Here is a 13,671-nt window from a genome sequence, read left to right on the forward strand (position 1 = left end):
TCGTTTCCCGGGGTCTTCGGCACTTCGTGCCTCGACACCCGGTCTAAAAAGCGATGATCCCTCCGGGGCTTCGCCCCTGCGGGATCGGCATGCGGCAGCAGCAGGGCTGGGATCAGTCGACAGGATTGCACAGCGACAGGGATTATCACTTCTTTGCTTTAAGGCTTAAATGCGTCACCCCTGGGGGCGGACAGAAGGGGGAACGCTCTTTTAGGTATCTTTACTTGATCCAAGGATATGATACGCTATGAAGATTATTCACACTGCCGACTGGCACGTCGGGCATGAGCTCTATGGGTATGACCGGGAGGAGGAGTTTGACTACTTCTTCTCTCAGCTCTCTGAGCTGCTGCGGGCGGAGCGGCCGGATGCACTCTTAGTGAGTGGCGATGTCTATGACTCTTACATGCCCTCGACCACAGCTGTCAGGCAGCTGAATAATGCACTCCTACGGCTCCATGACAGCTCTCCGGAGACGGAGATCATCCTCACCTCCGGCAATCACGACAGCGGTCCTCGGCTGGAGGCGGCTGCTCCGCCCTGGTTGCCGCATGGAGTCCACCTGATAGGCTCCCTCGGTCCGGACCCGCTTCGCAATCGGATCGAAATAGAGGGGAAAGGGGTGGTGATGGCGATCCCCTTCTGCTACCCCGCTAACTTTCCTCATGCCGACGGCGATCCCCTCGATAGGCGGCAGGAGCGCTTTTTCCAAAGGATCATCGAGCAACTGAGCCGGGAGAGCCTGCCGACGGTACTGATGGCGCACCTCTATGTGTCGGGAGCTGCGCTCAATGGCTCCCGTCAGCCCCGCGACATCGTGGGGGGCAGTGATGCTATGGCTCTGGGCGACATCACGGGCGGATACGACTATCTGGCTCTGGGGCATATTCACCGGCGGCAGAGGTTGTCCGCCCGCGCTTACTACTCCGGTTCGCCACTGCCGATCTCCTTTGACGAACCGGCGGATCACGGTGTGCTGCTGGTGGATCTGGAGAAGGGGAAGGAGCCAAGGGTCGACTTCCGACAGATGAAGACCCTCCGTCCACTTCTTACCTTGCCTAAGGAGGCGGCGCCTTTCGAAGAAGCGATCCGAGAGTTGCGCGAGATGGATCCGGAGAGTTATGCCTACGTCCGGCTTCACGTGCTGGGGGATGGTTCCCTTCCTTTCGATCACCTGGAACAGGCCACTAAGGCGCTGGAGGGGAAGAGGGGGCGGTACTGCACGGTCAAGATAGAGTCCCCGCAGACAGACAGGCTCGAGACGAAGGAGAGTCGCGCTATCACGCCGGAGGAGCTGGTGGCGATGGATCCGGTGACGATCGTGGGCAAGTACCTGCAGGATCGGGGGCTTGCGGAGGAGGAGCGTGAGGAGCTGCTGGGGCTCTTTAGATCCATAGATGCCCTATGTGAAGAGGAAGAGATAGAGATATGATACGACTGAAGAAGCTCAAGATACGTAACCTTCTCTCCCTCGAGACGGCGACCATTGACTTCGACGAGGACATGGGAGAGAGCGGACTGGTGCTGATTTGTGGTAAGACCGGAGCCGGCAAGTCCACCATACTGGATGCGATCTGTCTCGCGCTCTACGGCAGGGCGCCCCGACTGGAGCGGGCCGGGAGCGAAGAGAGGTATGGACCCAATAATGAGTATAAAAATCGGGACGTCGCTCAGCTGATGCGTCGCGGCGCTGTGGACGCCTACTGCAGTCTCACCTTTGTGACCACTTCCGATGACGAGTACGAGGCGTCGTGGGAGATTCACCGTGCCCGTCGGCAGCATGACGGCGCTATCCAGGGACCCAATAGGACTCTATCCAAGGTCGGAGGGGACACGGTCGAAAAGGGGGTGAAAGGGGCGATCGAAGAGGTCGTCGGACTCTCGTATGACGACTTCTGTCAGACCGTTTTACTCGCTCAGGGCGACTTCTCCCGCTTCCTCTACAGCAGCGAGGGGGAGCGCTCGTCCATCCTTGAGCGGCTGACGCGGATGGAGCAGTGCACCGAGTATGGGAAGAAGATCTACCGGATCGCGGATCACTACAAGCAGAGGTACCAGAGACAGAGGTTAGCTATTGATGCCATTCAGACCCTCTCCCCCGATGACGTGCGGAAGACTAAGGCGCAGATCCGGACGCACACGCAGACGGTCAAGTCCCGAAATGGTGAGATCACCGTGCTGAGTGAACTCAAGACCCGTCTGGCGAGGCTCAGCGACCTGGAGGATGCGCTTGGGAAGTATGCGATCGATCGCACCCGACTGGAGGGTCTCTTTGCCGGATTACTGACTGCGGAGCAGCAGCTGATCGATGAGGCTGAGGCACGTAAGGAGGAGATGGCGCGGCTGGATGAGGAGATTGCCCGCTGCTCCGCTGCGATACCGATGTACGACAGGGAGGAGCAGATCGTGCAGTCGCTTACCAAGCTCCGCAGTATTTGGTCGCGGATAGAGGCGATCAAGGGGGAGAAGAAAGCTGATCGGAAGAGCCTCGCAGACCTTCGCCCGAAGCAGAAGGCTAAGCAGCGCTCCATAAGAGAACTTGATGCCCAAGTCGCCGTGCTGACCCGGCAGGTAGAGGTGAAGGAGGGGGAGTATGACGGATATCATCCAAAGGAGATGTCCGACCACATTGAGGCGCTGCGCGATCAGGAGCGGTTCAATGTGCTGCAGCAGAGTGTGCTGGAGAGCGAAGCGAGACTCGACAAACTGCAGGTCGATCTGGACAAACTCGCTGCCGACCTCGAAGCGGCGGAGGAGGTACTCAAGCGCGATGAAGAGCTGAAGAAAAAGGCGGAAGACGCTGTGGGAGATGCCGCCAAGCGACTGCGCCAAGGACTCTCCCCAGGGGACCTCTGCCCTGTCTGCGGTCAGGAGATACATGCCGAGCTGATCGATCGGGAGTTTGAGGAGCTCCTCAAGCCGATAAAAGAGCAATACGCAGAGTCTAAGAAGAAAAGGGATGACCTTAAGACCCGGCAAGACGAACTGACTGTCGAGAAGAAGACACAGGCGGAGCTGATCCGGAGGAGTAGGGAGGAGCAACAGAAGATTACTCGGGAGGGACTCCGTCGAGGAGAGTCACCGGAGGAGGTCAAGACCATTCTTACAACCACCCGCTCTGAGATCAGTGAGCTTGCCGAGCAGAAGGAGAGAGCAGACGAGCTGCAGGCGGAGATCCGACAGCTCCGTCGGCAGCTGGACGGGGAGGGGAAGAAGTCTGCTAAGGAGTCGCAGGAGCTGAAAGAATTGGTTTCCGATGTCTCCAGTGCGAAGCAGAGTCTGGCGACACTTCGGGGGGAGCTGGCGTCCAAGAGGGACACTGCCCGCGACCTTGTGGCGGAGATGGATTCCCTCATCATTTATCCCGACTGGCAGACGTCCCTTCGCACAGATCCCGAGAATCTTCTCACGACCCTTCAGTCAGAGGTGCGCGAGTATCGGACGAAGTGTAAGCAGAGGAGTTCCATAGAGAGCGAATTGGGCTCAGGCAGGGCTGAGCTGGAGCGCATTGCCACTAAGAGGGAGAGCCTTGTCTCCTCTTTTCCTGATGCTCAGCCGGCTGATTATCCCGACAAACCACTGCTTGGGAAGGTGATCGAAGAATTGACCCGGATAGAGACCGAACTCCATACGCTCTCTCGGGGAGAGGAGGAGGCACGGAGGGAGAGGACCAGGCTCACGACGGAATGTCCCGACCTCCTGCAGACCACCGCTGACGTGCTGGACAAGAGGCTCAGCGCTCTCCGCACTGAGCTCGATCGGACAAATACGGAGCTGGGAGGGATGCGGGCGACGCTCGATGGCCACAAGCGGAATAAAAAGGAGAAAAGACGTCTCGAGACGGAGGCGGAGGATCTTGCCCGGGATGCAGCCCGATGGGACAAGCTGCGGGACCTCCTCGGGGATGCGGAAGGGAAGAAGCTGCGAGGCATTGCTCAGAGCTATGTCCTCGGTTATCTGCTGGAGTCGGCTAATGAATTTCTGGTAGACCTCGGTGCCAAGTATCGCCTCACGATCGCTCCTCAGTCGTCGGCGATCCTGGTCGTGGACCCGGAGACGAGCCTTCCACCGCAGAGCGTGACGATCCTGTCGGGTGGGGAGAGCTTCATGGTGGCGCTGAGTCTTTCTCTTGCACTCTCCCGTCTGCGTGGGGAGAGTGTGGTGGATACCCTCTTTATGGACGAGGGCTTCGGCACGCTGGATCCCCACAGTCTCAGTATGGTGGTGGAGGCCCTGGAGAAGCTGCATGAGCGGATGTCACGGCGGATCGTCCTCATCAGCCACGTGCAGGCACTCAGGGAGCGCATCTCGACGAGGATCGAGGTGGAGTCGATCGATCGCTCCCGCAGCCGGCTGGCGGTGATCAGGGACGGACAAAAATGGGTGCGGAATAGTTGCGGTCAGAAGGAGTTTGGTCCAAATGCATTACATTTGTAATACCTATTGTTTACAGATAAAGAATGATCAGACTATGACTAAGAAATATTACTCTGCCTCAGCTCCCAGACGCACCGTCCTGGTGACCGGTGCCGGAGGAACCATCGGCTCTCGGGTCCTAAGGGGATTCGTCCGCTTCCGTCCCGATGTGGAGGTACGCGCCTTTGATCTCGCTTCCCCGCAGAATCGTGATCTCTTCGATCAGCTGCAGGGTCACGTGGAGCCATTCTATGGAGACATCACCAAACCGGAGACGCTGGTGGAGGCTTGTACGGGAGTGGACTACGTCGTCCACCTCGCGGCGATCATCCCTCCGGCTGCCGATCAGAATCCTGACCTCGCCAATAAGATCAATGTCGAGGGAACTAATAATCTACTTAAGGTGCTTAAGGCTCACTCGCCTAAGGCTTTCATAGCGATGGCCTCCAGTGTCTCGGTCTACGGGGATCGGGTCAAGGATCCCATGATCCGCGTGACTGACCCCGTGCAGCCCTCTGAGGGGGACCACTACGCCCAGACTAAGCTTGCCATGGAGCAGCTGATCCGTGAGTCGGGACTGCGGTACACGATCTTCCGTCTCAGTGCCATCATGGGTGCTGAGAATCACACGATGTCCGGGATCATGTTCCATATGCCGCTGGATACGACGCTGGAGATCTGCACCCCGGCGGATACCGCTCGCGCCTTTGTCAATGCGCTGGATCACTTGGACGAACTGGATGGTCGGACCTTTGATCTCGGGGGAGGAAAGGAGTGTACCACCACCTACAGGGAGTTCCTGACCCGAAATTTCAAGATCTACGGGCTGGGCGAATTTGATTTTCCGAGTCGGGCTTTTGCGACGAAGAATTTCCACTGTGGCTACTTCGCTGACGGGAAAGATCTGGAGGATATCGTCCATTTCCGCACCGACACGCTGGCAGACTACTACTACCAGCTCAGTCGCCATATCCCGAGTATCCAGAAGCTCGCCACTAAGCTTTTTGCCTCTGCTGTCAGGAGCTACCTCCTCCACATCAGTGAGCCTTATGTCGCCTGGAGGACTCAAGACGTCACGATGATGCGCCACTTCTTCCGAGATGATGATCTGACCATGGAGTAAGAAGAGAAGGGGGACTGCGCCATCTGGGCAGCCCCCTTTTCTTTTATCCCAGTGTCTGGTCAGTGGATCGCTTCCGGAGGGACCTCGGGGAGATCCCTCAAACCGGCGCTCAGCTCCTCATCGGTGGGCGATCCGCCGGTGAGCGTGTGGCGGATGTACTGCTCGTAGGCTGAGATCTCGAGCTGACCGTGCCCGGAGAGGCAGAAGAGGATCGTCTCAGCCTTCCCCTCCCTCTTGCACCGCTCCGCCTCGCGGATCGCTCCGGCGATGGCGTGGCAGCTCTCGGGGGCGGGGATGATCCCCTCCGTCCGAGCGAAGAGCATTCCGGCGCGGAAGCTCTCCAGTTGGTCGACGTCCATCGCCTCTATGTAACCGTCGCGAATCAGCTGCGAGAATACTGACCCGCCGCCGTGGTAGCGCAGTCCTCCGGCGTGGATGGCGGAGGGGACAAAGCTGTGACCCAGCGTGTACATCGGGATGAGCGGAGTGTAGCCCGCCTCATCTCCGTAGTCGTAGGCAAAGCGTCCTCGGGTGAGTTTGGGGCAGGAACTTGGCTCCACCGCTACGTAGCGGGTGGTGGCACCGTTGCGTAGGGTGTGGCGGAGGAAGGGGAAGATCATCCCGCTGAAGTTGGAGCCGCCACCGAAGCAGGCGATTACCACATCCGGTTGCTCTCCTGCCAGCTCCATCTGTCGCTCCGCCTCCAGTCCGATGACTGTCTGGTGCAGTCCCACATGGTTCATCACCGATCCGAGGAGGTACTTGGTATTGGGGGTGGTGCGTGCCAGCTCTATCGCCTCGGAGATCGCCATGCCGAGGGAGCCGGGATTGTCGGGGTCTCTCGTCAGCACATCCTTTCCCGCCCGAGTACTCATGCTGGGCGAAGGGGTGAGCTGAGCGCCGTAGACCTGCATCATCGTCCGGCGGGAAGGCTTCTGCTCGTAGCTCACGCGTACCTGATAGACGGCGCACTCCAGCCCGAAGATACGGCTGGCGAGAGATAGCGCACTGCCCCACTGTCCGGCACCGGTCTCGGTGGTGACGTTGGTGACGCCCTGCTCCCTCGCATAGTAAGCCTGGGCGAGGGCGCTATTGAGCTTATGCGAACCGCAGGGACTGCCGCCCTCGTCCTTGAAGTAGATGTGCGCCGGCGTGTCCAGTGCCCGCTCCAGCTCGTAGGCGCGGACGAGTGGCGTGCTGCGGTACATCCGGTACTTCTCCCTTACTTCATCCGGTATCGCTATCCAGGCATCGGTCTGATTGAGCTCCTGCCTGGCTGACTCCTCGACAAATACCGGGTAGAGGTCCTCGGCGGTGATGGGTCGGAGGCTCTTCGGGTCGAGCATAGGGAGCGGCTTGGTGGGCATCTCAGCCTGGATATTGTACCACTCTGTGGGGATCTCATGCTCGGGGAGAATGATTTTCTTCTGTTTCATATCTTGATGGTAATAATAGGAGAGCAGGAGACCTCCCGGCTTATACCGGAAGGTCTCCTGCTCTTGTATGGTATCGGGATTTCTCTCCCGTCCCTATTAGTCTCTTAGATCATACCTAAAGAGACATCAGCAGTCCTGCTCCGGTATACAGTCGTATATCGGCGCCACCACCAGCAATTGAGCGTGCTGCTCTGTGATCTGTAGGTGTGGACTGACATAGTAGGGTATGGATTAGCGGAGCTTGAAGGTCACAGGGAGTCTGAAGCGGCAGCGAACCGGCTTACCGGTCTGCATACCAGGCTTCCACTTCGGCATGGACTCCACGAGACGGATGGCCTCCTTATCGAGTGAGGGATCCACACCGCGATCCACCTTGACGTTGGACACAGAGCCGTCGCGCTCTACGACGAAGCTGACCATGACACGTCCCTGGATGTTATTCTCTGCCGCTACGGCAGGATACTTCACGTGGTCACCGAGCCACTTCAGCATGGCCTTCTCACCACCAGGGAACTCCGGCATCTCCTCGAGGAACTCGAAGATCTGCTCCTCCTCTACCTTCTCCTGCTTGCGACCCTGCTGTGCAGGTGCCGGCGGAGTAAAGGTCTGCTGCAGCTTATCGAAGGAGTCGTCCACAGAGGCGATCTCCACATCAGCAACCTCTACGTCATCCTCGACGACCTGGAGGATCTCCACATTCACCGGAGCCTCCTCGGGCTCGGGGGGTGGGGGAGGGGTCTCGTCGGGTGGCGTGATCATAATGTCCTCGACTTCCTCGATGACTGCGTCAGTCTCTACTTCGTCCACCTTGACATCGTGTGTACCCCACTCAAAGGCTACAAACACGAGACCCAGGGAGACGAGCAGACCCATCAAGAAGTACGTGCCCTTGTTCTTCTCAAGGTCAGCACGCTTAGTCTTCTTGACCTGACGGTCCTCGACGTTCATGTTATCGCTCATGCTTCTTGTAAGTTATAGAGTTTTTTGTTGGTTTCGTCATACTCCTCCGCAGCCGCAACCACGGACTTGTCCACAAATGTACTCTTTTTATTGAGAAAACAAAGCACATTCGGGTGAGAAATGCTCTTTTTACCTCCTATTGCCACTATATATCGATATGTAGTAAAGGAGAGTGGCGAGCGAACCTACCGCCGCTATGACGTAGGTGTAGGCGGCGCTACGTAGCGCACTGACGGCGTACTTGTGGTCCTCAGGGCCCGTCACGCCGCTTCGCTCCAGCCAGCCGAGTGCACGGCGGCTCGCATCGATCTCCACCGGCAGGGTGACAAAGCTGAAGAGCGTCGTCGCCGCAAAGAGGATGATCCCGAAGAGCAGCAGCTCGGGGAAGACCCGCACCAGCAGCAGCCCGGCGAGCAGTACGATGCTGAGGATATTGGAGGAGAAGGTGACCACAGGCACCAGAGCTGTCCGCACCCGGAGCATACTGTACCCCACATGGTGCTGCAGGGCATGTCCGGTCTCGTGAGCCGCTACGGCAGCGGCGGCGACGCTCCTCGAGGAGTAGACCCCCTCGCTGAGGTTGATCGTCCGGTCGCCGGGGTTGTAGAAGTCTGTCAGCATCCCTCGCGTCGGACGCACCTCCACATCGGTGATGCCGCTCTCGCGGAGCATCTTCTCAGCCACCTCCTTGCCGGTGAGTCCGTCGTGGAGGGGGATCTTGCTGTACTTGCGGAACTTTGACGTCAGGCTCCTCTGGATGATCATCCCGACGATCATCACCACGAAGAGGAGGATCCAGAGGAGTGTGCTTGTGGAGCCAGTCATGGTCGATCAGATCTCTCTCAGGATAATGGTCTGCGTCCGATCCGGACCGACGGAGACGATGGAAATGGGTGCCCCCAGCTCTCTCTCGATAAAGCGCATGAAGGAGGTAAAGGCTTCGGGCAGATCCTCAGCTCGGGTGATGCCGGTGAGGTCGCACTTCCAGCCGGGCAGAGTGGTGTAGATCGGCTCGATCTCGGCATTGATGTCGAAGGGGTACTCTGTTGTCTCCTTACCATTGACCCGGTACTTCGTGCAGACCTTGATCTCGTCGAAGCCTCCCAGCACATCGCCCTTGGTCATGATCAGGTCGGTGACCCCGCTGAGCATAGTGGTGTACCGGAGGGTCACGAGGTCGATCCAGCCACAGCGACGCTTCCGCCCTGTGACTGCGCCGTACTCGTGTCCCACGCGGCTCATCTCGTCCCCGGTCTCATCGAAGAGCTCTGTCGGGAAGGGACCCTCGCCGACGCGGGTGCAGTAGGCCTTGAAGATCCCAAATACCCGACCGATCCGGGACGGAGCCACGCCGAAGCCGGCACAGCAGCCTGAGGCGATCGTGGTGGAGGAGGTGACGAAGGGGTAGGAGCCGTAGTCGATGTCCAGCAGACTGCCCTGCGCCCCCTCAGCAAGCACTCGCTTGCCCTCGATGAGGGCATCATTAATAAAGTACTCGCAATTGATCAGCTTGTAGGCTCTCAGCTTCTCGATCGCATCGAAGAACTCTCTCTCCAGCTCCGCAAAGGAGGCCTCCTCGAGAGGATCGTGACCCAGCAGGTCGCACAGCATGCGGCGATGACGCTCCCGGTGAGCCTCGTACTTGGCACGGAAGTCCGGAGTCTCTATGTCGCCGACGCGAAGTCCGTTGCGGCTGATCTTATCGGTGTAGGTCGGTCCGATGCCCTTTCCGGTGGTGCCGATCTTGGTACTCCCCTTGGCCTGCTCATTGGCGGCATCGAGGAGACGATGGGTCGGCAGTATGAGGTGGGTCTTGCGGGCGATGCGCAGCCGCTCGTGGAGCACCACGCCGGCCTCCTCCAGCTCCTCGGCCTCCTTGGCGAAGAGGATCGGGTCGAGCACCACGCCGTTACCGATGATATTGACCGATCCGCTCTGGAAGACTCCCGACGGCACCGATCTCAGGACGTGGGTCTTCCCCTCGATCTCCAGCGTGTGACCGGCATTGGGTCCGCCCTGGAAGCGACCGACGATATCGTAGTGGGGGGTCAGCACATCGACCACCTTTCCCTTTCCCTCATCGCCCCACTGCAGTCCCAGCAGGACATCTACCTTATTATCCATAGCTCAGTATCTATTATCTATCTTACTATATCTGTGAGTACAAATATAGCAATTTCGCCACTCATTCATCCGCAAAGGAGTCCGAGAGAGCGAAAAGCTATCTCTCGAACTCCTCGCTCTCTCTTGTCGGTGCCGATCGACCTACTTGGCTATCACTTCCACCCTCTCATCCTTATAGTCCAGCCGCAGTGTGATGAGGAGAGGACCCCTCTCCGGACGCTTTATGGTCTTGTCGCCGATCCGTATGCTCTGCAGCACGAAGACGCTGTCCATATAGTATCCCTCCCGTCCGTGAGCGAAGGTCATGGTGCACTCGAGGGGAATGCTCTGAGTCTTGTAGGCAATCTTGATGCGTGACTTGACGGTCCCCTTTCTCTCCCCCCTTAGCACGGACGAAGGGACGGGTGCCATGAAGCTGATGTAGCAGTCGATTCCCTTGGTGACAAAGGAGTAGGGGATCCGGCTGCCGCCTCGCTCCATATCGAAGATCATCAGATCTCTGACCAGCGCATCGTTCATGACCTGCTTCCCCATCCAGTCCTCCAGCCGGATCGCCACATCTGTCATCTTGACCCCTTCCGGCTCGTGCATATCGATCGGCTCACCGGTCCCGTCCTTGCAGGAGAGCAGTGAGGAGAGGATGATCAGTCCGAGGGATAGTCTGAGGATAAAGTTTCTCTTCATGGGATAGTTAAGTGGTTGTTGGTACCCGGGAGTATCTGGTCGGACAAAGTTAAGCAATAATCCGATCTCCGATCGGAGATTACTAATACCGATATTAGAGAAAACTATAGTCGGTATTAGTCGCGACTAATACCGGGTTTAGATCAGCCTAATACCGGTAATAGATCCGATGGTTTTCCTTCTGCTGAAAACCAGGTTCTTATGGCACGCTCAGCGAACGGTGAAGCTGATGCGCCAGGTCGCCATGATGCCGAATCCCGGGAGCCGCATCGCCGTGTAGTCGTTGGTTCGCTCGTTGTAGGTCATGGCCATGACGTTGCGGTAATTGGTGACATTCTGCAGGTCGAGGCCAAACTCCTCCGTGATCCGTCTCCCCGGGTGGCGGAATCCCAGCTTGATATCTGTCCGGAAGTAAGGCTTCATCTGGAGGGTGTTACTCTGCTCAGCATCGAGGACGGGGCGCTTCTCGGCAGCGGACTGCTCCCTAAGAAGCGGCGTGTAGCGCATACCTCCGGCGAAGGTACTCTTGAGGTCCGCCGTGAGGGTCCATGACTTGCTGATGGCGTACTCTCCGCCGCCGGTGAGATTGAGGATATATCCGCCGTCCATCGCCGTGTGCCACCGCTTGGAGGAGGAGCCGGTGGTGTAGGTGGAGCTGAAGAGGGTCGCATTGGTGAGGAGGTAGTAATTCTTGGAGATAAATTTCTCCAGCGTCAGCTCCACGCCGACGTTTCGCCCGGTTCCGCGATTGACAAGACTTGGCAGGGGGACGATGCTGTTGTCATCCGAGACGCCGACATTGAGCATACTCCAGGCGGAGGTGGGATCCTGCTGTACCGGGATGTCGAAGAGGTGCTGGTAGTAGCCCTCCACTTTGAAGTGCCAGTCGGGGGCAAAGGCCCAGTCGTAGTAGGCGTCCGCATGCCAGGCACGAGACGGCTTGAGGTCCCTATTGGTCTCCTCGTCCGAACCTGGTATGCGGGCAAAGTAGAAGGTCCTCGGCTGGAGCTGGCTGTAGAGCCCTCCCGCCAGACCGAGGATATGGGACGGCGCCGGCTCGTACATAAGTCCCAGACGCGGCTCGAGAGTCTTATGTGTATTGAGTGTCGTCATCATGCCGTGGAGTCCGGCGGTGAGAGCCCAGCGCTGAGACGGCTTGTAGCGATACTGACCATAGAGACGTCCCACACCAAATCGCCCCTGCTCGCTTACCGTGCCCGCATCCGTTGCTATCGGTATGTCAGCGTGGTAGTCCACCTGATAGATATCTCCTGTCGCTCCCGCCACCACGAGAGAGGAGAGGTCGGGGTGCCAAGTGAGATCGGTGTGGAGGGAGTACTTGATCTCCTTGGAGGTGTCCTTCATCACCCGCTCGTAGTTGTCCGTCAGCTCACCATTCTCCTTGAGTTGCTTCCTGACATCGAGGTCAAGGGTCGTACGGACGAGGGAGAGGGTAGTGCGCTGCTGCACCTGCTTGCTCCACCTGGCATCGTGGGTGAGACCAACGATGAGATTACTGCTACCCTCGTCGACGAGCTGATTGTAGCTGTCGAGCGCCCCCTCGTCCTCTATGTCGATCATACCGTCCTCTGCCGACACCAACTCCTCCGTATTGATCTTGATAAAGCTCTTTCCCCAGAGTGTCATGAGTGAAAGGCTGTGCCGGTCGTCGGCATGGAGGGTGACCTTGGCCGTCAGATCTTGATACTCTGGGACGGCAGGGAGCTTCATCAGCTTGAGCCCGCTCATGATCCGCGGCACAGAGTAGCGGTAGGAGATGAGGTAATTGGACTCGCTTCCCACTGGGATCGGTCCCTCGAACCCCAGCTCAAGACCGCCGTAGCCGGCCTGCAGCCAGCCCTCGTGGTGTGCGGTGTTGCCGGGGCGCATCGTCAGGTCAAAGATTCCGGAGAGGGCGTTGCCGAAGGGGGCAGGCCAAGCACTAAGATGGAAGTCCGAGTTGGTCAGCAGGTTGGTATTGATCATAGAGACCTGCCCGCCTGTGAGACCGATGCCGGCATTGAAGTGATTGAGATTGGGCACCTCGATGCCATCGAGGACCCACTGCAGACCTATGGGGCTATTGCCACGGATGATGATGTCATTGCGGCTGTCGTTGGCGGGCATGACACCGGCATAGCTCCGGACCATACGTGCCGGGTCACCGAGTGAGGAGGCAAAGCGGTAGGTCTCGTCGGTGCTGAAACTCCGCCCTCCGGCAAAGCTCAGAGGGTCGAGCGTCTTGCTCTTATCATAGGGGGCAGAGACAAGTACCTCGCCGAGCACGACATCAAGGGGCTCCAGCTCTACGTCAAGGACCGTCTCCTTGGTCGGCATCACCGTGACTGACAGCTCTCGGCTCAGAAAGCCGATGCTCCGCACCACGATCGTCTGGCGCCCGGTGGGTACCTGGAGCTCAAAGACCCCATCCTCTCCCATCGTGGTGTAGACCAAGGGTTCTGTCCCCCGGACGAGGATTGTAGCGGCGGTAATGGGTGCATTTGGATTGGCGCTCGTGATCCTTCCTCTGACGGTCCCCTGTGCGGAGGCTGCTAGAGTCGTGAGCAGGAGAGAGCACAGGAGAGCTATTCCTCTCCGACTGAGTGAATACATAGTGAAGTGTGTGTAGGTTTATGCTCTGCGAAGTTCGGTGATAGTTGTTACATATCGGTTACTTTTGGATGACATTTCCTTGTCGGGCAAGTCGGACGGGTGGCCAGGGCTGACGCATTTGAGCCTTAAAGCAAAGAAGTGATAATCTCTGTCGCTGTGCAATCCCGTCGACGGAACCCAGCCATGCTGCTACCGCATGCCGATCCCGCAGGGGGCGAAGCCCCGGAGGGATCATCGCTTTTTAGACCGGGTGTCGAGGCACGAAGTGCCGAAGACCCCGGGAAACGACGACGCATTCAAGGTATACGACCCCGC

9 protein-coding genes are annotated in these 13,671 nt (G+C 58.3%); 3 read left to right on the forward strand and 6 right to left on the reverse strand.

All coding sequences use genetic code 11. The annotated features are described in order from the left end of the window. The first annotated feature begins 247 nt into the window (after nt 1-247). Genes B088_RS07155 through B088_RS07165 form a run of 3 tightly spaced genes read left to right on the forward strand, consistent with a single transcriptional unit; the run spans nt 248 to nt 5,539 of the window. Entirely contained in the window at nt 248-1,432 is a 1,185-nt protein-coding gene (locus B088_RS07155) for a metallophosphoesterase family protein (RefSeq protein WP_018107737.1), read from the forward strand. Continuing rightward, nucleotides 1,429-4,437 (forward strand): AAA family ATPase, encoded by a 3,009-nt coding sequence (locus B088_RS07160; protein WP_018107738.1) that lies wholly within the window; start codon nt 1,429-1,431, stop codon nt 4,435-4,437. The genes B088_RS07155 and B088_RS07160 overlap by 4 nt, the downstream gene beginning before the upstream one ends. A 34-nt stretch (nt 4,438-4,471) precedes the next feature. After that, nucleotides 4,472-5,539 (forward strand): NAD-dependent epimerase/dehydratase family protein, encoded by a 1,068-nt coding sequence (locus B088_RS07165; RefSeq protein WP_018107739.1) that lies wholly within the window; start codon nt 4,472-4,474, stop codon nt 5,537-5,539. A 59-nt stretch (nt 5,540-5,598) separates the two neighbouring features. On the opposite strand, the gene B088_RS07170 is transcribed toward B088_RS07165, so the two are convergent. The 6 genes from B088_RS07170 to B088_RS07195 form a co-directional block, all read right to left on the reverse strand. Then, the gene (locus B088_RS07170; protein ID WP_018107740.1) at nt 5,599-6,975 is read right to left on the reverse strand and encodes a TrpB-like pyridoxal phosphate-dependent enzyme; all 1,377 of its coding nucleotides are present in this window, start codon (nt 6,973-6,975) and stop codon (nt 5,599-5,601) included. A gap of 231 nt (nt 6,976-7,206) precedes the next feature. Next, on the reverse strand, nt 7,207-7,935 hold the full coding sequence (locus B088_RS07175; RefSeq protein ID WP_018107741.1) for an energy transducer TonB: 729 nt from the start codon (nt 7,933-7,935) through the stop codon (nt 7,207-7,209). Nucleotides 7,936-8,064: 129 nt separating this feature from the next. After that, nucleotides 8,065-8,760: a zinc metallopeptidase gene (locus B088_RS07180; RefSeq protein ID WP_018107742.1), complete on the reverse strand. Its 696-nt coding sequence runs from the start codon at nt 8,758-8,760 to the stop codon at nt 8,065-8,067. A gap of 6 nt (nt 8,761-8,766) precedes the next feature. After that, entirely contained in the window at nt 8,767-10,059 is a 1,293-nt protein-coding gene (locus B088_RS07185; protein ID WP_018107743.1) for an adenylosuccinate synthase, read from the reverse strand. 141 nt (nt 10,060-10,200) lie between these two features. After that, nucleotides 10,201-10,743 (reverse strand): hypothetical protein, encoded by a 543-nt coding sequence (locus B088_RS07190; RefSeq protein WP_018107744.1) that lies wholly within the window; start codon nt 10,741-10,743, stop codon nt 10,201-10,203. Between the two features lie 210 nt (nt 10,744-10,953). Beyond that, the gene (locus tag B088_RS07195; protein ID WP_025082210.1) at nt 10,954-13,356 is read right to left on the reverse strand and encodes a TonB-dependent receptor; all 2,403 of its coding nucleotides are present in this window, start codon (nt 13,354-13,356) and stop codon (nt 10,954-10,956) included. Nucleotides 13,357-13,671 lie beyond the last annotated feature (315 nt).

The sequence above is a fragment of the Porphyromonas bennonis DSM 23058 = JCM 16335 genome (genome assembly GCF_000375645.1).
In the GTDB taxonomy this organism is placed as follows: domain Bacteria; phylum Bacteroidota; class Bacteroidia; order Bacteroidales; family Porphyromonadaceae; genus Porphyromonas_A; species Porphyromonas_A bennonis.

Coding starts and splice junctions, on each gene's coding strand:
- B088_RS07190 (WP_018107744.1), bottom strand. CDS start 10,743: ATGAAGAGAAACTTTATCCTCAGACTATCCCTCGGACTGATCATCCTC.
- B088_RS07160 (WP_018107738.1), top strand. CDS start 1,429: ATGATACGACTGAAGAAGCTCAAGATACGTAACCTTCTCTCCCTCGAG.
- B088_RS07155 (WP_018107737.1), top strand. CDS start 248: ATGAAGATTATTCACACTGCCGACTGGCACGTCGGGCATGAGCTCTAT.
- B088_RS07170 (WP_018107740.1), bottom strand. CDS start 6,975: ATGAAACAGAAGAAAATCATTCTCCCCGAGCATGAGATCCCCACAGAG.
- B088_RS07195 (WP_025082210.1), bottom strand. CDS start 13,356: ATGTATTCACTCAGTCGGAGAGGAATAGCTCTCCTGTGCTCTCTCCTG.
- B088_RS07180 (WP_018107742.1), bottom strand. CDS start 8,760: ATGACTGGCTCCACAAGCACACTCCTCTGGATCCTCCTCTTCGTGGTG.
- B088_RS07165 (WP_018107739.1), top strand. CDS start 4,472: ATGACTAAGAAATATTACTCTGCCTCAGCTCCCAGACGCACCGTCCTG.
- B088_RS07185 (WP_018107743.1), bottom strand. CDS start 10,059: ATGGATAATAAGGTAGATGTCCTGCTGGGACTGCAGTGGGGCGATGAG.
- B088_RS07175 (WP_018107741.1), bottom strand. CDS start 7,935: ATGAGCGATAACATGAACGTCGAGGACCGTCAGGTCAAGAAGACTAAG.